This is a genomic window from Janthinobacterium sp. 1L-D-8-B-C4, assembly GCF_057291295.1.
The window spans coordinates 505,618-525,575 of sequence record NZ_JBXAVX010000002.1 but is presented as its reverse complement, the minus strand read 5'-3'; the positions used below and the strand labels follow the sequence as shown (position 1 = coordinate 525,575).

At 66.4% G+C, this 19,958-nt stretch carries 16 protein-coding genes; 2 read left to right on the top strand and 14 right to left on the bottom strand.

Going from position 1 to position 19,958, the window contains the following annotated elements; translation table 11 throughout:
* Position 1: 1 nt before the first annotated feature.
* From AC0Z42_RS05555 to AC0Z42_RS05500, 12 genes are all read right to left on the bottom strand, one after another.
* The gene (locus AC0Z42_RS05555) at positions 2–973 is read right to left on the bottom strand and encodes an ABC transporter permease (protein ID WP_485467238.1); all 972 of its coding nucleotides are present in this window, start codon (positions 971–973) and stop codon (positions 2–4) included.
* A gap of 93 nt (positions 974–1,066) precedes the next feature.
* On the bottom strand, positions 1,067–2,182 hold the full coding sequence (locus tag AC0Z42_RS05550) for a sugar ABC transporter substrate-binding protein (protein ID WP_485467237.1): 1,116 nt from the start codon (positions 2,180–2,182) through the stop codon (positions 1,067–1,069).
* Positions 2,183–2,482: 300 nt separating this feature from the next.
* Positions 2,483–3,499: an aldo/keto reductase gene (locus AC0Z42_RS05545; RefSeq protein WP_485467236.1), complete on the bottom strand. Its 1,017-nt coding sequence runs from the start codon at positions 3,497–3,499 to the stop codon at positions 2,483–2,485.
* 25 nt (positions 3,500–3,524) lie between these two features.
* Positions 3,525–4,343, bottom strand: a complete 819-nt coding sequence (locus AC0Z42_RS05540; RefSeq protein WP_485467235.1) for an aldo/keto reductase — start codon at positions 4,341–4,343, stop codon at positions 3,525–3,527.
* Positions 4,340–5,419: a zinc-dependent alcohol dehydrogenase gene (locus tag AC0Z42_RS05535; protein ID WP_485467234.1), complete on the bottom strand. Its 1,080-nt coding sequence runs from the start codon at positions 5,417–5,419 to the stop codon at positions 4,340–4,342. The genes AC0Z42_RS05540 and AC0Z42_RS05535 overlap by 4 nt, the downstream gene beginning before the upstream one ends.
* Entirely contained in the window at positions 5,416–7,041 is a 1,626-nt protein-coding gene (locus tag AC0Z42_RS05530; RefSeq protein WP_485467233.1) for a GMC family oxidoreductase, read from the bottom strand. The genes AC0Z42_RS05535 and AC0Z42_RS05530 overlap by 4 nt, the downstream gene beginning before the upstream one ends.
* 10 nt (positions 7,042–7,051) lie before the next feature.
* On the bottom strand, positions 7,052–8,539 hold the full coding sequence (locus tag AC0Z42_RS05525) for an aldehyde dehydrogenase family protein (RefSeq protein ID WP_485467232.1): 1,488 nt from the start codon (positions 8,537–8,539) through the stop codon (positions 7,052–7,054).
* 40 nt (positions 8,540–8,579) lie between these two features.
* On the bottom strand, positions 8,580–9,335 hold the full coding sequence (locus AC0Z42_RS05520; RefSeq protein ID WP_485467231.1) for an enoyl-CoA hydratase/isomerase family protein: 756 nt from the start codon (positions 9,333–9,335) through the stop codon (positions 8,580–8,582).
* A 7-nt stretch (positions 9,336–9,342) separates the two neighbouring features.
* A complete protein-coding gene (locus AC0Z42_RS05515; RefSeq protein WP_485467317.1) occupies positions 9,343–10,497 on the bottom strand; it encodes a dihydrodipicolinate synthase family protein in 1,155 nt (384 codons plus the stop codon).
* A gap of 124 nt (positions 10,498–10,621) precedes the next feature.
* On the bottom strand, positions 10,622–11,461 hold the full coding sequence (locus AC0Z42_RS05510) for a sugar phosphate isomerase/epimerase family protein (RefSeq protein WP_485467230.1): 840 nt from the start codon (positions 11,459–11,461) through the stop codon (positions 10,622–10,624).
* Between the two features lie 9 nt (positions 11,462–11,470).
* Positions 11,471–12,247 (bottom strand): 3-ketoacyl-ACP reductase, encoded by a 777-nt coding sequence (locus tag AC0Z42_RS05505; RefSeq protein ID WP_485467229.1) that lies wholly within the window; start codon positions 12,245–12,247, stop codon positions 11,471–11,473.
* Between the two features lie 14 nt (positions 12,248–12,261).
* The gene (locus AC0Z42_RS05500) at positions 12,262–13,395 is read right to left on the bottom strand and encodes an acyl-CoA dehydrogenase family protein (RefSeq protein ID WP_485467228.1); all 1,134 of its coding nucleotides are present in this window, start codon (positions 13,393–13,395) and stop codon (positions 12,262–12,264) included.
* 135 nt (positions 13,396–13,530) lie between these two features.
* Here AC0Z42_RS05500 and AC0Z42_RS05495 point away from each other — a divergent pair, with 135 nt between their 5' ends.
* The gene (locus AC0Z42_RS05495) at positions 13,531–15,045 is read left to right on the top strand and encodes a CoA-transferase (protein WP_485467227.1); all 1,515 of its coding nucleotides are present in this window, start codon (positions 13,531–13,533) and stop codon (positions 15,043–15,045) included.
* Between the two features lie 48 nt (positions 15,046–15,093).
* Here the strand turns inward: AC0Z42_RS05495 and AC0Z42_RS05490 are convergent, their stop codons facing one another.
* Positions 15,094–16,137, bottom strand: coding sequence for a helix-turn-helix domain-containing protein (locus AC0Z42_RS05490; RefSeq protein ID WP_485467226.1), 1,044 nt, complete (start codon positions 16,135–16,137; stop codon positions 15,094–15,096).
* Between the two features lie 235 nt (positions 16,138–16,372).
* Between AC0Z42_RS05490 and AC0Z42_RS05485 the strand changes: the two genes are divergently transcribed.
* Positions 16,373–18,994, top strand: coding sequence for a glycoside hydrolase family 2 TIM barrel-domain containing protein (locus tag AC0Z42_RS05485; protein ID WP_485467225.1), 2,622 nt, complete (start codon positions 16,373–16,375; stop codon positions 18,992–18,994).
* 15 nt (positions 18,995–19,009) lie between these two features.
* Here AC0Z42_RS05485 and yddG read toward each other — a convergent pair whose 3' ends face one another.
* Entirely contained in the window at positions 19,010–19,924 is a 915-nt protein-coding gene (yddG, locus tag AC0Z42_RS05480) for an aromatic amino acid DMT transporter YddG (RefSeq protein ID WP_485467224.1), read from the bottom strand.
* Between the last annotated feature and the right edge of the window lie 34 nt (positions 19,925–19,958).

Below are 19,958 nucleotides of genomic sequence, written 5' to 3'. Positions count from 1 at the left end.
GTCACTTCACGAAAGAAATCGATTTACGGTCGGTCGACAGCACCACGGCGATGATCACCAGCAGGCCCAGCACGCCGTCCTGCAGGTAGCGCGGCAAGCCGGCCACCACCATGCCGTTGCTGATGACATTGACGATCAGCACGCCGGCCACCGTGTTCCACACGCCGCCGCTGCCGCCGAGCAAGGTGGTGCCGCCCACCACCACCGAGGTGATCGACACGAACATATAGTTCGAACCGGTATTGGCTTCGGCCATGCCCAGGCGGGCGGTGGCCAGCAAGGCGGCCGCCGCGTAAAACATGCCGGCCAGCATGAAGCCCAGCAGGCGCACGCGGTACACATTCAGGCCGGACGCATGGGCCAGGTGCTCGCCGCCGCCCACCGCATAGAAATTGCGGCCCAGGACGGTCTTGCGCTGGATAAACCAGGCCAGCAGCACGGCGGCCACGCCCACATAGGCCATCAGCGGAAAATTCCACCAGCGCTGGAGCAGCAAGGCGCGGAAGACGTCGTCTTCGATGCGGATCTGTTCGCCGCCCGTCATCAGGATGGCGATGCCGGTGCCGACAAAACCCATCGCCAGGCTGGACATGAAGGATGGTATCGACAGGCGGATGTGGATCAGGCCATTGATATAGCCGAACACGGCGCCAGCGGCGATGGCGGCCGGCAGCGCGACCCAGGCCCAGCCTTCGGCCAGGTGGCCGCCCAGGGCCAGGAACAGCCAGCCGAAGACGACGGCGGTGGTCGACACCACGCCTTCCATCGACAGGTCGATCGAGCCCATGATGATGATGAAGGTCACGCCGAGCGCGACCAGCAGCGCGGGCGTGGCGGAAATCGACATGCGCGCCAGGTTGGCGACGCTGAGGAAATTCGGATTGACCGCCGTGAAAAAGGCCAGCAGCGCGGCCAGCACGATGGCGGGCGCCCATTGCCAGGCGAGGTGGTACGGTGTTGCGGAGGATGTCATGGTAAAGCCTTCAATCACAGTGCGGGGACGTGCGCCCGCGGCGGCGCGCGGCGTGATGCCGTGGCGCGACGGGTGCCGCGGGCTTGCTGGTACTCAGGCGCGGATCGGCCCGGTGGTCGGGCCCCAGAAGTCTTTCCAGTCGTATTTCGGGATGCTGCCCGACAGGTATTTCTTCTTGAACGCCTGGGCGTCTTTTTGCGTGATGAGGATGGTGGGGCCGTAGAACTCGCGGTGCGCCTTCGGCTCTTTCGACGGCTTGAAGGTGCCGATCGCGGCGTGATAGGCCAGTGCCACCGAGATGCCGCCGGCCCACGGCGGATTGGTAAAGCAGGTGGCCAGCAGTTCGCCCTTCAGCACCAGGTCGACCGCCTGGGCGTTGCCGTCATACGCCACCACCGGCAGCTTGCGTCCTTCGGCGCGCAGCGCTTCGAGAATGCCGTAGGCCATCGAGTCATTGGCGCTGAACACGCCCGTGATCTGCTCGCCGAAGCGGGTCAGGAAGCCCTGCATCACTTCATTGGCTTTTTGCGTGCTCCAGTCGGCCGGCTGGTAGTCGAGCAGCTTGACGTTCGGGAAATCCTTCAATGCGTTCATCAGGCCCTTGCGCCGCTCGACCGCCGGGCCGTTGGCCGGGATGCCGCCAATGCCGACGATGGCGCCCTTGCCGCCCATCGCGGTCAGCAGGATGCGGGCCGTTTTTTCGGCCGGCTCGACATCGGACCAGGTCATGTGCGAGACCCAGTTGTCGCCGAAATCCCACGGGTGCAGATCGTCCGTCTTGTTCCAGATGGTCGACACGAAAGCGCCCGCCTTGGCCACCGATTCGACCACCGGGCGCGCATTCGGCGCGTCGTTCGGATCGCAGGCGATGGCGCACTTGCCGCCCGTCTTGGCCAGGAAGGACTTGATGTCGGCCAGCGACTTTTCACTGCTGCCGTTGTTGATCAAATGGACCAGGTCGGATTTTTTCCAGCCCTGGCTTTCCATGAACGCCTCGCCGCCCGACACCAGCTCGTTCCAGTACGGGTTGCTGCGGTCGCGGTAGCTCCACGCCAGCGGCAGGCGCTGGCCCGGCGCGGCCATCGCGGGCAGGCCCAGGCTCATGGCGGACAGGCCTGCCACGCCGGCGGCGCTGGCCAGCAGGAAATGGCGGCGGCTGACGGTTTCGCGCTCGATGAAGGTCTTGATGAAGGACGTGTCTTTTTCCAATTTTGTCTCCGTTTGGTGGTGTCCCCGTCGTGGCGGGGAGGTTATTGTCAAACTGGCTGGTGGGGTGTGGGTCTATCCGGGAGCACTTAAGTAACTCCCTAGATAGTTACTATAAACCTGAAATTCGGCGATTGCAATCGGAATCTCACCGATATGCACGGATCGCATGCGTTTTTTCAATGGGGCCAACGGTGCGTCGGATTACGTGGCGATGCCGCTAATCCGACCTACGGTCCGTGCGGCAGATGTGCGTAGGTCGGCTTAGCGCAACGCGCGTAAGCCGACGCTCCCCTCACCCCTTCACCCCGGCACCGGCGCATCCTCGCGCAGCAGGCCCTGGCGCTTCAGGGCTTCCCAGAACGCGGCCGGTATCGGCGTGGAAAACCACTCCAGGTTCTGTTGCAACTGCTGCACCGTGCGGGTTCCGGCCGTAAAGGAGGCGACGGCCGGATGGGCGACGACGAACTGCAGCGCCGCCGCCGGCAGCGGCACATTAAAGTCGCGGCAGACCTGCTCGATGCGCGCCACGCGTTCGAGGATGGCCGGTGGCGCCGGCGCGTAGTTGTATTTGGCGCCCGGCCTGGCGCCGGTGGCCAGGATGCCGGAATTGAAGCCGCCGCCGACCACCACCGTGGCGCCGCGCTGCTGGCACAGCGGCAGGAACTCGTCCAGCGCCGCCTGTTCCAGCAGGGTGTAGCGCCCGGCCAGCAGGAAGCAGTCGAAATCATGGCGCTTGAGCGCCGCGTGGCAGACTTCCCATTCATTGACGCCCACGCCGATGGCTTTCACCAGGCCTTCCGAGCGCAGCCGGTCGAGCGCACGCCAGCAGCCATCCATCGCTTCCTCGAACACGCGCGGCTGGTCCGCGCCCTGGGTGTACACGTCGATATCGTGGATAAAGCAGATATCCATGCGCTCCAGCGCCAGGCGCTGCAAGGAATCCTCGAAGGCGCGCATGGTGCCGTCATAGCTGTAGTCGAAACGGCTGCGGAACGGCGCGGCATCGACCCAGGGGCCGAAATCGATGCTGGCGCGCGGCGCCGGCGTCAATACCCGGCCCACCTTGGAGGCCAGCACGAAGTCGTCGCGCCGCTTGCCGCGCAGGTTGTGGCCCGTGCGCAGTTCGGCCAGGCCGTGGCCGTACATGGGCGCGGTGTCGAAAAAGCGCACGCCCGCGTCCCAGGCGGTGGCGATCATCTCGCTGGCCACGGCCTCGCTGATGGGTTCGAAGATATTGCCGATCGGCGCCGTGCCGAAGGCAAAGGCGGTCACTTCCAGGCCGGTGCGGCCGATCTGACGTTTTTCAGTGGGCTGCATGTTTGGTCTCCTCCTTGGTTTGAAATCAATCCCAGCGCGGTGCGTATGGCACTCTGGCACTGGTCACGACGCGGTAGTTGGTGGCGCCCAGCGCGTCGATGCGCGCCATGTCGACGCTCGACAGCGTGAAATCCATGATATCGAAATTGGCGCCGATATTTTCCGGCTTGGTCGACATGGTATTGATCGCCACGCCCTTTTGCAGTATCCAGCGCAGCGCCACCTGCGCCGCCGACTTGCCCACCGCCGCGCCGATCTCGGCGAACAGCGGATACTTGAACACTTCGCCGCGCGCCACCGAGCAGTAGGACGACAGGGCAATGCCGGTCTCGGCGGCTGCCGCCAGCAGCTTGCCCTGGTCCAGCAGCGGGTGGAACTCGACCTGGTTGGTGACCAGCGGCCGGCGCACCAGCCGCGCCGCCTGGCGCATCATGGCGGCCGTGTAGTTGCTCACGCCGATATGGCGCGCCAGGCCCAGGTCGGCCGCCTGTTCCAGCAGCGCCAGCGAGGGCGCGATATCGCCGTCGACCGGCGCCCAGTGCAGCAGCAGCACGTCCAGCTGCGCCACTTTCAATTTATCCAGGCTGTCGCGCACCGAGTCAATAAAGCGTTCGGGCGCAAAATTCTCCGGCGCGACCTTGGAGGTGAGGCACAGCTGCTCGCGCGGCACGCCGCAGTCCTGCAAGGCCAGTCCCAGGTCGGCCTCGTTGCCATAGCCCTGCGCCGTGTCGAAGGCGCGGTAGCCGGCGGCCAGCGCGGCCCGCACGGCCAACGCCAGCTCCTCGCCCCTGAGCGGATACGTGCCGAAGCTGCGTTCCAGCCCCGGTCGGAAATAAATGCTCATGCGGTCTCCTTGAACACATCGCCGATGGCGATCTGGATCTTGTTGATGCGCTTGTCGCTGATAAAGGCTTCCATCGCCTCGCCTATGCGTTCGAGCGGATACACGGTGGCGACAAAGGCATCCAGCGCCAGGCGGTCATGCGCGATCAAAGTCATCGCCTCGTGCATGTCGTCGCCCATGCCGGCCACGCTGCCCTGCAGGCCCAGTTCCTTGAGCACCACCTTGAACGGCAGGTAATGCGCCTGCGCATCCGGCGCCGACAAGCCGAAGGCCAGCACCCGCCCACCCGGGCGCACCAGGTCGAAGGCCTGTTCGTACAGCGCCGTCAGGCCCACCGATTCGATCACCAGGTCGGCGCCCCTGCCCTGCGTGGCCTGCGCCACTACGCCGGCCAGCTGCGCCGGATCGCTGACCACGTAATCGGCGCCGCTGGCCGTGGCCCACGCGGCCCGTTCGGGATTCGGGTCCGAGACGATGATGGGCGCGGCACCGGCCTGGCGCGCCACCTGCAGGTGCAGGTTGCCGATCGGCCCGGCGCCCAGGATCAGCACCGATTCGCCCAGCCGCAGCCGGCTGCGTTTCACGGCCCGCACGATGCACGACACGGGCTCGGTCAGCGCCGCCAGTTCGATCGGCGTGGTGTCTGCCACCGGCACGATATGGCTGGCCGGCACGCGCACATACTCGGCCAGGCCGCCATCGACATGAATGCCGATCTGCACCATGGACGGGCAATTCATGATCTCGTTCTTGCGGCAATAAAAGCAGGCGCCGCAACCGACGTTGATATCGGCCGTCACGCCCTGGCCCAGCGCCAGGCCGGTGACGGCCGCGCCGAGGGCCGCGATATGGCCAGAGAATTCATGGCCGGGAATCAGGGGCAAGCGATCGGCCGAATAGCTGCCGTGGTAGATATGCATGTCGGTGCCGCACAGGCCGCAGCGCGTGACCTTGATCAGCACATCGTTCGGTCCAGGCAGCGGCACCGCTACCTGGCGCACCTCGAACTGGCCCGGCGCGACCAGCACGGCGGCGCGCATGGTGGCCGGCAGGGAAATGGATGGCTCGATGCTCATGCGGCTTCCTTCACGCGGGTTTCAAGGCCGGCGCCCAGGCGCGCGGCGCGTATCATGTCGGCCGCCTTTTCGGCGATCATGATCGACGGCGCATTGGTGTTCGAGCTGACCAGCGCCGGCATCACGGAACTGTCGCAGATGCGCAGGCCGGCGATGCCGCGCACGCGCAGTTCCGGGTCGACCACCGAGCCCGGGTCGCCGCCCATGCGGCAGGTGCCGACCGGGTGATACGAGGTGCGGCCATACTGGCGCGCATATTGTTCCAGCTGCGCGTGGCTGCTGATGGCGCCACCCGGAAAATGCTCTTTTTTCACGTATTTGCCCAGCGCCGACTGGGCGAAGATCTCGCGGCTCAGGCGCACGCCTTCGATCGAGGTGCGCAAGTCGTATTCGTGGCCGAGGAAATTCGGGTCGACCAGCGCCGCGTCGCGCGCGCTGGCCGAACGCAGGGTGACGGAGCCGCGCGCTTTCGGCCGCAGGGTATAGGAATTCATGGTCACGCCCGAACCGGAGGCGATCTTCGGCACGCCGGCCTCGACACCGGCGCCGACCAGGAAGTGAAACTGCAGGTCCGGCGTGGCGGCCTGGCGGTCGGCATACCAGAAGGCTCCGCCTTCGACGATGGTCGAGGCGACCGGTCCCTTCTTGAACAGCAGGTATTCCAGGCCGGCCCACAGCATCCAGTGCGTCTTGTTGTATTTGTCCAGGCTGTGCGGGCCATTGAGTTCATACACCACGTCGATGCCGAAATGGTCGTGCAGGTTGCGGCCCACCTCGGGCAGGTCGGCCACCACCGGTATGCCCAGGGCGCGCAGCTCGTCGGCCGGGCCCATGCCGGACAACAGCATCAGCTTGGGCGAACCGATGGCGCCCGCCGTCAGCAGGACTTCGCCGCTGGCACGAATCTGCACCCGTTTGCCGTGCTCAATGATTTCCACGCCGACGGCGCGCTGGCGCTCGACCAGGATGCGCTCGATCAGCACGCCGGTGCGCACGGTCAGGTTGGGCCGCTGCATGGCCGGGCGCAGATAGCCGACCACCGCCGAACAGCGGCGCGCACCGCGCGTGATGGTCTGGTAGGCGCCGGCGCCGTCCTGCTGCTCGCCGTTGAAATCGGGGTTATACGGCATGCCCACCTGCTGGCAGGCCTGCACGAAGGCGCGCGTGATCGGCTGCGGCGTCGGCGTGCTGACGCCCTGCGGGCCGCCGATGCCGTGGCGCGGGCCGGCCAGGCTGTCGTTGTCCTCGGCCCGCACGAAGTACGGCAGCACCTCGGCGCCGCTCCAGCCGGTGCAGCCATGGTCATGCGCCCAGGCGTCATAGTCCTGGGCACAGCCGCGCGTGTAGACCTGGGCGTTGATGGAGCTGCCGCCACCGAGCACGCGCGCCTGGGTGTAGGCGATCTCGCGGTTCAGAGCATGCTTTTGCGGCACCGTGGTCAAGCCCCAGGTCAGCGGGCCGCCCGTCATCTTGTAGAAGCCCACCGGCAGGTGGATGTACGGGTTGCTGTCGGCCTTGCCCGCTTCGAGCAGCAGCACGCGCACCTCGGGCGATTCGGACAGCCGCGCGGCCAGCGCGCAGCCGGCCGAGCCGCCGCCGGCGATGATGTAGTCGTAATCCATGGCGCTCCCCTCAGTTGATCCAGTGCTGGCGCGGCTGCAGGTTGATATGCACGGTTTTGACTTCCGTGTACTCCTCGATGCCGGCCAGGCCGGCCTCGCGGCCCTGGCCCGACTGCTTCATGCCGCCCAGCGGGGTTTCGGGGCCGTTGTCGAGCGTGGTATTGACCCAGACGCGGCCGGCCTGGATATCGCGCGAGGCGCGCAGCGCCTGGTTCAGGTCATGCGTCCAGATCGAGGCCGACAGGCCGAATTCGCTGTCGTTGGCCAGCGCGATCGCTTCGTCATAGGTATCGAAGGGCACGACCGCCAGCACCGGCCCGAATATTTCTTCGCGCAGCAGCGGCGTCCCCTTGGGCACGTCGGCCAGCACGGTCGGCTGCACGAAATAACCCCGCTCGGTTTCCAGTCGGCCGCCGCCGCACACCACCGTGGCGCCGGCCTTTACGCCCTGTTCGATATACGCCAGCACGCCGTGCATATGGCCTTCGTCGAACATGGCGCCTACCTGCGTGCTTTCGTCGAGCGGGTCGCCGATGCGGATGCGGGCGATCTTGGCCGCCAGCTTTTCGGTAAAGGCGGCGGCCACGCTGCGCTCGACCAGCAGGCGGCTGCCGCCCACGCAGCACTGGCCCGCATTGAAGGCCATGCCGAAGGCAACGCCGTCGGCCGCGTCATCGAGGTTGGCGTTGGCGAACACGACGTGCGGATTCTTGCCGCCCAGTTCCAGCCCCAGCTTCTTGATATTGCCGGCCGAGGCGGCAATCGCCTTCTGGCCGGTGGCGGTCGAGCCGGTGAACGACACCATGTCAACCAGCTCGCTGTCGAGGATGGCCTGGCCGGCGACGCTGCCGCGCCCTGTCACCACATTGACCACGCCGGCCGGCAGGCCGGCTTTTTCCAGCAGCGCGCACAGCATGACGGTGGTGCCGCTGGTCGCTTCGGCCGGCTTGATCACGGCCGTGCAGCCGGCGGCGAGGATGAACGGCAGGCGCTCGGAGAGAATGAAGAAGGGGAAATTCCACGGCGTGATGACGCCCACCACGCCGAGCGGCTGGCGCAGCACCATCGCCAGGATGCGCTCGCCCATATTGTCGTAGGCCTGGCCGGCCATGGTGCGCGCCGCGCCGGCGGCAAAGCGCCACACGTCGACGGCGCCGTGGATCTCGCCGATCGCCTGCAGGATCGGTTTACCCGTTTCCAGCGATTCGACCAGGCCCAGTTCTTCGGCCTGCGCTTCGATCAGGTCTGCCGCCTTGAACAGCACCTTGGCCCGTTCGGCGGCGCCCATGCCGGCCCAGGGGCCATGGTCGAAGGCGCGCCGCGCGGCGGCGATGGCGCGTTCGGTGTCGTCCTTGCCGGCACGCGGCCAGCTGGCCACCGGCACGCCGTGGGCGGGGCTGTGGCGGGTGATGGTCTCGCCGCTGGCGGCGTCGGCGAACTGGCCGTCGATATACATCTGGAACCGGCGTGGCTCGGTAGGCAGGCTTCTTTTGTTCATGGTCTCGCTCCTGTTGATTTTATTGACTGTTTGTTTTTGACTAGAATACAGGCTTGCATTTGTCGCGGAAAGCCTGCAGGCCGATGGCGGCGTCGCGGCTGCCCTTGATCTCGGCGCCGGCCGCCGCATGGAATTCGCCCGGCTCGGCGTTCCACAAAATCGCTTCCTTGGCCAGCGCCGCCGCCTGCGGCGACACCGCCGCCAGCCGTGCGGCCAGCGCGGCCAGTTCTTGCTCGAACGCGGCGCCGTCCCAGACGGCGTTGAGCAGGCCCCAGCGTTCGGCCCGCGCCGCGTCCAGCGTGCACAGGCTCAGCACCGCTTCCAGCGCCCTGCCCCGGCCCGCCAGCCGCGCCAGCCGCACGCCGCCCTGCCAGCCGGGAATCGCGCCGATGCCCACTTCGGGAAAGCGGAAGGTCGCGCCAGCGCTGGCCACGCGCAGGTCGGCGCACAGCGCCAGCTCCAGGCCGCCACCGAAACACACGCCCTCGATGGCCGCCACCGTGGGGCAGCGCAGGCGCTCGAAGCAGTCGAAAATGCGGTTGCCGAAATCGATCCAGTCGCGCGCGAACTGCCGTGGCGGCAGCGGCCCCCAGTCGCGCACGTCCGCACCCGAGGAAAAAGTGCCGCCTGGCGTGCCGCGCAGCAGCACCACGCGCACGCCGGAGTCCTGCTCGACGATGCCGATCTGGCGCTCGAATTCCTGCAGCATGGTGAAATCGAGCGCATTGGCCTTGCCCGGATGGTCCAGCGTCAGCGTCAGCAGCGCGCCATCGCGCCGCGCATGCACGGTGCCCATGGCCGCCTCAGGCCTGCACGCCGTAATAGGACATAAAGCGCCGCATGCGCGCCACCGCGTCGTCCGGATCGCGCAGCAGGCCGGCCGCATCGGCCAGGCGGAAGGTCTCGGCGAAATACGGCAAGGCGCGCATGGCCTGGTGGCCGGCCAGCATCTTCATGTGTTGCTGATGGCCGTTCAGGTAGGCCAGGAACACCACGCCGGTCTTGTAGTAGCGCGTGGGCGCCTTGAAAATATGGCGCGACAGCGGCACGGTGGGCGCCAGGATGGCGAGGAAGCGTTCGCGCTCGCCGGCCGCCAAGGCCGCCAGCGCATGCGCCGCCGCCGGCGCGATGGCGTCGAAAATGCCCAGCAGCGCATGCGAAAACCCGGCTTCGTCGCCAGCGATCAGCTCGGGGTAATTGAAGTCGTCGCCGGTGTACATTTTTACGCCGGCCGGCAGCAGGCGCCGCATGTCGATCTCGCGCTGCGCGTCCAGCAAGGAGATCTTGATGCCGTCGACTTTGGCGGCCGACTCGCGGATGACTTCCAGCGCGATATCGCGCGCCGCCGTCAGTTCGCTCGTGCCCCAGTAGCCGGCCAGCTCCGGGTCGAACATGTCGCCCAGCCAGTGCAGCACCACCGGCTGCTCGGCATGCGCCAGCACCTGGCGGTACACGTACAGGTAGTCGTCGGGGGTGGTCGCCACCCGCGCCAGGGCGCGGCTGGCCATCAGGATCAGGCGCCCGCCCAGCTGCTGGATGGCGTCCATCTGCTGCTTGTAGGCGCCGATGACGTCGTCCAGCGTATGCGTGGCGGCCGGATCAAGGTGGTCGGTGCCGCAGCCATTGAAGACCGGTACGCTGTCGTCGCCCAGGCTGGCGCGGGTGCGGCGTATCAGTTCCAGCGCCGTGCGCCAGTCCAGGCCCATGCCGCGCTGCGCCGTGTCCATCGCCTCGGCGATGCCCAGGCCCATGCCGGCCAGGTAGTGGCGGTAAGCGAGGGTGGCGTCCCAGTCGATGGCGTCGCCATCGGCCAGCGGGTCGGCGACGACATGCGCGGCCGACAGCACGATGCGGTTGAATGGTTGCGCGGGCGCGGCCGGCACGCTCCAGGGGGTGCCGATCAAGGTATGGGATTGCAGGCGGCCATCCGGGCCCGGTAAGAGAATTTCTGCCACAATGTCTCCAGTGTCTGGTTTGCGTTTTCAGGCTGACGCCATTATAACGATCTAGTTAGTTACTTGAATTCTACAGCAGTGCGCCGTGATGGCAAGCATATTCAGCAAGCACATCAATCAGGCGTCTTCAGCACACGCTTTCCAGCCGCGCGCGGCACGCGGCCAGCACTTCATCCGGTGGTCGCTGCCACCAGTCCAGCCGCGAAAAAATCTCCACTTCCACCGGGCCGCCATAGCCCGCGCACCGCACCGCGCCACGCATGGCGCGCAGGTCGATCACGCCGTCGCCCATCATGCCCCGGTCCTGCAAGGGGTCGCGCGTGTCGAGCCGCCAGTCGCACACATGAAAGCCCATGATGCGCTTGCCGGCGCGCGCGATCGCCGGGTACAGCTTTGGGTCCCACCACACATGGTAGGCGTCGAGCGCCACGCCGAACCAGCCCTCGCCTTGCGGGTCGAGCGCATCGCACCAGTCCAGCGCCTGGTCGACGGTATTGAGCACGCTGCGATCGGCCGCGTACACCGGGTGCAGCGGTTCGAGCGCGATGCGCACGCCCGTTTCGCGCATTACGGGCAGCAGCGCGGCCAGGCCGTCGCGCACCTGGCGGCGGGCGTCTTCGATATCGCGGCTGCCCGCCGCCAGCCCGCCCACCACCGCCACCAGGTACGGTGCGCCCAGCACGGCGGCCGCGCGCAGCGCCTGCGCGTTCGAATCGATGGCGGCCTGCCGGCCCGCCGCATCGCTCGCCGTGAAATACATGGTGCGGCAATAGGCGCCCGTTTGCAGGCCGGCGGCGCGGATGGCGGCCGCCGCCGGTTCGGGGTCCAGCTCGTCGACTTCCTGGCGCCACGGCGTGATGTGGCCGAAACCGGCATCGGCGATGCGCCGGGCACTGACCGCCAGCGGCTCGCGAAAGCCCAGGGTGGCGGTATTGATGCAGCAGTCCTTGCTATGCAGGGCAGTCATGGCAGCTCCTCAAAACCGCTGCAGCAGCAGGCCGCCGTCGACGCGCACTTCCTGCGCCACCGTGTACGGCAGCAGGCCGCCGGCCATGGTGCGGATCACGCGCGCCACGTCGGCCGGCATGCCCCAGCGCGGCGCCACCGTCATGCCCTGCGCGATCAGGGCGTCGTACTTGGCTTTCGACGGCGCCGTCATCTCGGTCAGAATCAGGCCGGGCTGCACCTCGTAGGCGCCGATGCCCTCGCCGGCCAGGCGGATCGCGAACAGGCGCGCGGCCATGTGCAGCGCCGTCTTCGACATGCAGTATTCGCCGCGCTCGACGCTGGCCGCCTGCGCGTTGGACGAGGTGACGAAGACGATGCTGCGATGGACATTCTCGCGGGCGGTCGACGCCAGCATGCGCTTGGCCACCGCCTGCGTCAAAAAGAAGGTGGCGCGCGTATTGACTTCGAAGCAGCGGTCATAGCTGTCCTCGGCGACATCGAGCAGATCGCCGCGCCGCAGCACCGACACGCCGGCATTATTGACCAGGCAATCGATGGCGCCCAGCTGCTGTTCGACCGTGTCCAGCACGGCCGGTAGCGCGGTCAGGTCGGCGATATCATGGTCGAACACCAGGCAGCGGCGGCCCAGTTGCGCCACTTCGGCCCGCAGCGAGGCCAGCGCCTCGGCGTCATGGAAGGCGATGGCGGCGATATCGAAGCCGTCGCCGGCCAGGCCCAGCGCCGTGGCGCGGCCGATACCGCGCGAGGCGCCGGTGACGATGGCGGTTTTGGTCGTTATGCTCATGCTGGCGCTCATGCTCATGCCTTCAGCAGGTTGCGCGCGATGATCACGCGCTGGATCTGGTTGGTGCCCTCATAGATCTGCGTGATCTTGGCGTCACGGTACAGGCGTTCCACTTCATAGCCGCGGATATAGCCGCTGCCGCCAAAAATCTGGATCGCATTCGAGGTCTGCGCCACGGCCGCGTCGCTGGCGTAGCACTTGGCCATCGACGAGGCGGCGGTGGCGTCCAGGCCGGCGTCGATCTTCATGGCCGCCGAGCGCACCAGCAGCCGCGCCGCTTCGGCGTCCTTGGCCATGTCGGCCAGCATGAACTGGATCGCCTGGAATTCGGCGATGGCCTGGCCGAACTGCTGGCGTATCTTCACTTGTTCGACGCAGGCCTCCAGGCCCGCCTGCACGATGCCGACGGCCAGCGCGGCGATGCCGATGCGGCCTTTTTCCAGCACGCTCATCATCATGTGAAAGCCCCGGCCCTCGGTGCCCAGCAGCGCATCCGCCGGCAGCAGCACATCCTTGAAATGCAGCTCGCCTACCTGCGACGAGCGCTGGCCCAGCTTGTGTTCCTTTGGCCCGCGCGCCACGCCGGCACTGTGGCAGTCGACGATAAAGATGCTCATGCCGCGCTTGCCGGCGGCCGGATCGGTGCGCGCCAGCACCAGCGCCACGTCGGCCACCGGCGCGTTATGGATCCACAGCTTGGTGCCGTTCAGCAGCCAGCCGTCGCCCTGGCGCACGGCTGTGGTCTTGATGCCCGACACATCGGAGCCGGCGCCGGCCTCGGTAATGCAGTAGGCGCCGCGCTGGTGCGCGCGCACCAGCGGCGCGATCCAGCGCTGCTTCTGGTCTTCGGTGCCGTGCTGCGTCAGCAAGGTGGTCAGCAGTTCGACCAGGCCGCACTGGTCGGCCACCGAGGCATAGCCTCGGCTCAGCTCTTCCATCACCAGGCTGTAGGCCAGGCAGTCGAGGCCGGCGCCGCCGTACTGCTCGGGCACGGCGATGCCGAACAGGCCGATTTCGCCCATTTCGCGGTAGATATCGCCGGCAAACGCCTCTTCGTGGTCGAGCCGCTCGGCCTGCGGGCGTATCACTTCATTGGCAAAGCGGCGCGTCATGTCGGCCACTTGCTGGTGTTCGGTGGACAAATGCATGTTGTATCTCCTGTCGTTGTACTCGCCAGTTTTTGCTGGCTGCTTGCGTAAATAACTAACTAGTTATATCATTATTCTTCAAGTTTCGGGATTTGGCAAGCGATCTCGATACATACACCCAAGGAGACAGACAAGATGAAGACAGCAGCATGGTGCGAGGCGGCGGCGATGGCCGACGCCATTTTCGATGGCGCGCTGGTGGTATTGAGCGGCTCGGGTGGCGGCCTGGTCGAGGCGGACATGATCTGCGCGGCGATCGAACGGCGCTTCCTGGACACCGGCCATCCGCGCGACCTGACCCTGGTACACGCGCTGGGCATCGGCGACGGCGTCGCTTCCGGCATCAACCGCTTTGCCCACGAGGGCATGGTCAGGCGCGTGATCGGCGGCCACTGGACCTGGTCCAAGCGCATGCAGCAACTCGCGCACGACAATGCGATCGCCGCCTACACCCTGCCGGCCGGCGTGATCCAGACTTTGCTGCGCGAAATCGGCGCCGGCCGACATGGCCTGGTGACGCATATCGGCCTGGGCACCTTTGCCGATCCGCGCCACGGCGGCGGCAAGTGCAACAGCCGCGCCGTCGACGACATCGTCGAAGTGGTGACGCTGGGCGGCAAGGAGCTGCTGTGGTATCACCCGTTCAAGGTCGATTTCGCCGTGATACGCGGCACCGCCGCCGACCCGCAGGGCAACCTGACGCAGCGCGAGGAACCGTCAGACATGGATGCGTTTGCCGCCGCGATGGCCGCGCACAACAGCGGCGGCCTGGTGTTTGCCCAGGTGCGCGACGCGCTGGACGCGCCGATCTCGCCGGCGCGCGACGTCGCCATTCCCGGCATCCTGGTCGACCGCATCTGCGTCAACCCGCAGCAGTGCCAGACCACCGGTTCACCCTACGATCCGGCCATCAGCGGCCAGCTGCCGGCGCCGCCGGAGCGCGCCGTGCAAACGCCGCCCGACGGCCTGCGCTACCTGATCGCGCGGCGCGCCAGCGAGGAACTGCGCGCCGGCGCCTGCGTCAACTTCGGCTTCGGCATCCCGGACGGCATTCCGGCCATCGCCGCCGCGCAAGGCAGGGACATTGCCTGGACCGTCATCGAACAGGGGCCGCACAATGGCGAACTGCTGCCCGGCCACCTGTTCGGCGCCACGCGCCACGCCAGTGCCATCGTCAAGTCGACTGACCAGTTCGACTTTTTCAGCGGCGGCGGCATCGATATCGCCTTTCTGGGCATGGGTGAAATGGACGCCGAGGGCAATGTCAACGCCTCGTGGCTGGGTACCGACATCGTCGGCCCCGGCGGCTTTGTCGACATCACGCAAGGGGCAAAAAAAGTGGTGTTCTGCGGCGCCTTCGAAGCCAAGGGACTGCAGGTGGAACAGCAAGACGGCATCGTCACCATCGTCACGCCGGGCGCGATACCGAAACTGGTGCCGCAGGTGCGCCACATCACCTTCAGCGGCAAACGCGCGCGTGCCGATGGCCAGACCGTGCTGTACGTGACCGAGCGCGCCGTGTTCGAACTCAGGTCCGATGGCCTGCAGCTGATCGATGCGCCCGAAGGCATCGACATTGAACGCGATATCCTGCGGCGCATCCCGTTTACGGTGACGCTATCGGCGGCGATGGCCGGGCGGCTATCCTGAACTTCTGCCAGCTTGCCCGATCCCGGGCATGGCAAGGGCGCCGAGCATTCAGGACGGGCAATGGCACGCCTTGAAATGCGACGGCGTCATGCCCGTGTGTTGCGAAAAGAAACGCGTAAACACCGAGGCCGAGGAAAAACCCAGCGCATCGCTGATTTCGAACAGGCATGACCGGTCGCGCACCAGCAGCCGCTTGGCTTCGGCCAGCCGCACCCGCGTATGAAGGGCCTGGAAATTGCTGCCCTCCTTTTGCAAGCGCCTGTGCAGGGCCGAGCGCGACAGCGCAAAATGGTGGCAGGTGAGCAGCAGCGCCTGCATCGGCGCAGTCCAGGCGCCGGCGTCCATGCCCTGCTGCTCGCGCAGCATCAGCTCACCGAGAAAGTCTTCGACGCGGGCGCAAAACGAATCGCGCTGGCGCAGCGCGCGCATGTCACGCTGCGCCTTGTGGCAGAACAGCTGGTACAACATGGGATTGTGCTGGCCATAAGGATCGGCGGCGCCGGGTACACAGAGGCGCAGGCGGTTGCGCGCCTGGTTGAAGCGTACCGGGCAGTCCACGCTGCGCAGCAGTCGCCGCCACGCCGGCGGCTCGCTGCCTGTCAGTTCGATCAACGGCTGCAAGGCGGCTGCGGGCCGATAGACTTGCGCCAGCTTGAGCATGCCATGCAAGCTGTTCAAGGCCATCAGCGCAGTGCGCGCCTCGCCATCGAGATGAAATTCGAATTCGAAGTCATCGCCGGCCCGCTTGAACGACATCGCGTCGACCTCGCCGATCAGGGGCCGGTAAGCGATGCACTGTTCGAACGCCGCCAGCAAGTTCGGCGCATTCGAGACGATGGCGATCTTGGTGGCAAACGGATCGCTCCAGCATACTTCTCCATCGGGCACCACCAGGTCGCCCGGCTCGGGCAGGCGGTCGAGCACGTTCAGCATCGCCGTGTAATGGCTGCCTGCAATGCGTCCACCCGGCTGCAAGGCCATGTGTTCGGCAATGCCGGTCAGTGCACGGAATTGTTCGCTGCCGATACCGGCGCGCAGCGCCACGGCCATGCCGCGCCGTGCCAGATCGGCCGATACCGTTTTATTTGCCATGCCCATGTCGTCTCTTTTATCGTTATGTTGGCGGTGACATCGACAGGCACGATAGCGCCGCACACCGGGCCAGGTCAAGCGATTTTGCTTGCATCAAAAACAATTATTGCGACGCGCCCGATGACTAATCCACGCAACCATCGGCCAATTGCACAACAATAGCTGCTGCTATGATTTTTTCTCCAGCACGGCGCAGGCCCTGATCTGCGCCCTATAAAAAACGGAGACAAGACCCATGCAAAAACCACCAGCCATACCTTTGACCTCGCCGCACCGGCGGCGCATCCTGCAAATCGCGGCCGCCGCCGCTGCCTACCCCCTGCTCACTGCCTGCGGCAGCGGCAGCAGCGGCCACGCGGCGCCGTCGCTGGGAGAAGCGCAGCAGTTTTCCGGGCAGCGCACGCGCTCGTTCGACGAGGGCTGGCTGTTTGCCGTCGGCGCGCAATCGGGCGAGACCGCTTCCCTGCCCGGCTTTGCCGACCAGGGCTGGCAGTCGCTCGACCTGCCGCACGACTGGAGCATCGAAGACCTGCCCGGCGGCAGCGATGACGGTGCCGCCACGGCCCAGCCCTCGCATCTGTTCTACTTTGAAGACCCCGCGCTGGAAGACCGCGCGCCTGCGCGCATCGGCCCCTTCGACAAAAACGCCAGTGGCGGCGGGCGCGCCACCGGCCGCTTTGTCGGCGGCGAAGGCTGGTACCGCAAGCATTTCACGCTCGCGCCCGGTGCGGCCCAGCAGGTCGAACTGGAATTCGACGGCGTCTACCAGAACAGCGATGTGTGGCTCAATGGCCAGCACCTGGGCTTTCATCCCTACGGCTACACGGCCTTCGGCTTTGACCTGACGCCGCACCTGAAAAGCGGCGACAACGTTATCGCCGTGCGCGTCAGGAACCTGGGCGACAACAGCCGCTGGTATTCCGGCTCCGGCATTTACCGCCACACCCGCCTGACCATCGCCAATGGCGTGCGCATCCCGCGTTTTGGCGTGGGCCTGACGACGCGGCAACTGAGTGGGGCCGAAGCAACGATCGCCGCGCAAGTGACCGTGCACAACCGCTCCACTGGCCCGGCCTCGCCCGCAGTGCGCGTAATAGTGCTCGACGCCCAAGGCAAGCAACTCGCCGAGACCGGCATCGACGCACAAAGCCTGGCCGCTGGCGAGAAAAAAGACGCGCTCCTGACCCTGAAGGTGGCCAATCCGCCAGCGTGGACGCCCGATACGCCGCATCTCTGCACGGCCATCGTGCAGCTCATCATCAATGGCGCCGTGGCCGACCAGGTGATCGAGACATTCGGCATCCGCACCGTTGCCGTCGACGGCGGCAAGGGCTTCCTGCTCAATGGCACGCCGTTGAAACTGCGGGGCGGCAACGTGCATCACGACCATGGCCCGCTGGGCGCGATCAGCCTGTTCGACCAGGAGTACTGGCGCCTGGCGATCCTGAAACAGGGCGACTATAACGCGATACGCATCGCCCACAACCCGCCCAGCCGCGAGTTCCTGGAAGCGGCCGACCAGCTGGGACTGATTTTGATCAACGAGTTCGTCGACATGTGGGATGTCGCCAAGACGCCCGACGACTATCACCTGTATTTTGCGCAGTGGTGGCAGCGCGACCTGGAAAGCTGGATGCTGTCGTCGCGCAACAGCCCGGCCGTATGCATCTGGTCGATCGCCAACGAGATCTTCGACTCAAACGCCGCCGAACCACACGGCCGGGAATTGTTCGCCAGGGCGCGCGCCATCGACGCCAGCCGCCCCATCATGCAGGGCGCGGCGCAAGGCATCTTCGGTGCCTTCAATGCGCCCACCACCGCGCCCTACACGGATCTCGGCGACATTCACTACCAGCTGTCGTTTGCCGCCGCGCGCCAGGCGGTACCGGACAAGGCCTGGATGCAGTCGGAAAGCTTCGCCAGCTCGGCCTACGACCACTGGAAGCTGGTCACCGACAATGACTTCGTGATCGGCGACTTCGTCTGGTCGGCCTGGGACTACATGGGCGAGACCGGCATGAATATTCCGCAGCTGATCGCCAGGGACAGCGATACCGATACCTCGTTCCAGGGCCAGTCGCGCGACCTGGGCAAGCAGGCCGCCGGGCTGTGGGGCCCCTATCCCTGGTTTGCCGCCGGCTGCGGCGACTTCGACCTGATCGGCCAGCGCGCGCCGCAGCATCTGTACCGGCGCGCCGTATGGGACCTGAGCGCCATCGAGATGGCGGTGGCACGCCCCGTCTCCGGCAACCGCCAGCAACAGGCGTTCGCCTTCGGCTGGTTCGACGAGCTGGAAAGCTGGAGCTGGGACGTGGCCGCCGGCACCGCACTGCGCGTGCATGTCTACGCGGGCGCCGACAAGGTCGATCTGTACCTGAACGACATGCTGCTGACATCACAAGCGCTGACCGGCGCCAGCAAGCGCGTCGCCTCGTTCTGGGTCAACTACCAGGTGGGTACCTTGCGCGCCGTGGCATGGCGCAACGGCGCCGAAATCGGCAGGAAGGAACTGTTCACGGTCGGCGCGCCGGCGGCTTTGCTGCTGACAGCCGACAAGACCAGTCTTTCCACCGGCCGCGACGCCCTCGCCCATGTGCTGGCGAAGGTGGTCGACCGCCAGGGCAATCTCGTGCCCGACGCCGTGATACGCATCAGCTTTGCCGTCACCGGCGGCGACCTGGCAGCCGTCGGCAGCGGCAACCCGCACAACGCCGACAGCTTCCGGCGCGGCCGCCGCCATAGCTACCACGGCAAGGCGATGGCATATGTCCGCCCGGGCAAGACGGCCGGCAAGATCACCGTCACGGCGACGGCGGATGGACTGGGGTCGGCGCAGCTGGAGTTGATGGCTGGCTGATGGGCTGGCTGCGCCTCAGTCGATGACCTGCCCGCTGCGGCTGGCACGGCGCGTGCGCGTCGCCAGCCAGCACAAAATGGCGCCGCCGCAGACCATCGCCGAGCCCTGCCAGAAGGCGCTGGAGAGCGGCGCGCGCAGCAGCAAGCTCGACAGTGCCGCCGACAGCACCGGGGTGAAATACGAGGCGCCGGCCAGGATGGTGACATTGCCGTGCAGGATGCCGACGTTCCAGGCGCCGTAGCCAAAACCCATGGCCGCGGCGGCCAGCAGCAGGTAGACGACCGCCTCGCCGCTAAATTCCATATGGCCGCCGCCACCGGCCAGGTATTTGATCCACAGGCTGGCGGACACCAGGATGAAAAATAGCGTCACGCCGTTGGCGCCACCGGCAATGCGCGCCGTCACGGTGCAATACGCGGCCCAGATCATCGCCCCCGCAAACGCCAGGCCGTAGCTGAGCGGGTTGTCGCGCACGTTGGCCAGCATGCCGGCGGCGTCAAAACCCTGCTCGCCACCCAGCACCCAGCAAATGCCTGCCACCGACAGCAAGAAGCCCGGGACGATCAAAAAATTGGTCTTCTGCCGATTGAAGACGATGGCGGCCACGATGGTAAACGTCGGCCACAGATAATTGACCATGCCCACCTCAATCGCCTGCCGGGCCGTGTGCGCGTAGCCGATCGACAACGACAGGCACAGCTCGTAGGTGACGAACAACAGGCTGCCCCAGGCCAGGTAGCGGCGTGGAAAGGCGCTCAACCTGACCCACCCCACCGAGAGCAACAAGAACAGCGCCGCCACGCTATACAGCATGGCGGCGCCACCGGTAGGGCCCAGGTGCTCGGTGACGCTGCGCAGCAAGCCGATGATCGCGCTCCACAGCAAGATGGCCAGCAGGCCGATCATGGTGGCCGTGTTTGTTTTTTTCATGGTTGCATGGTTGATAGACCGGTTCCGCCAGCCA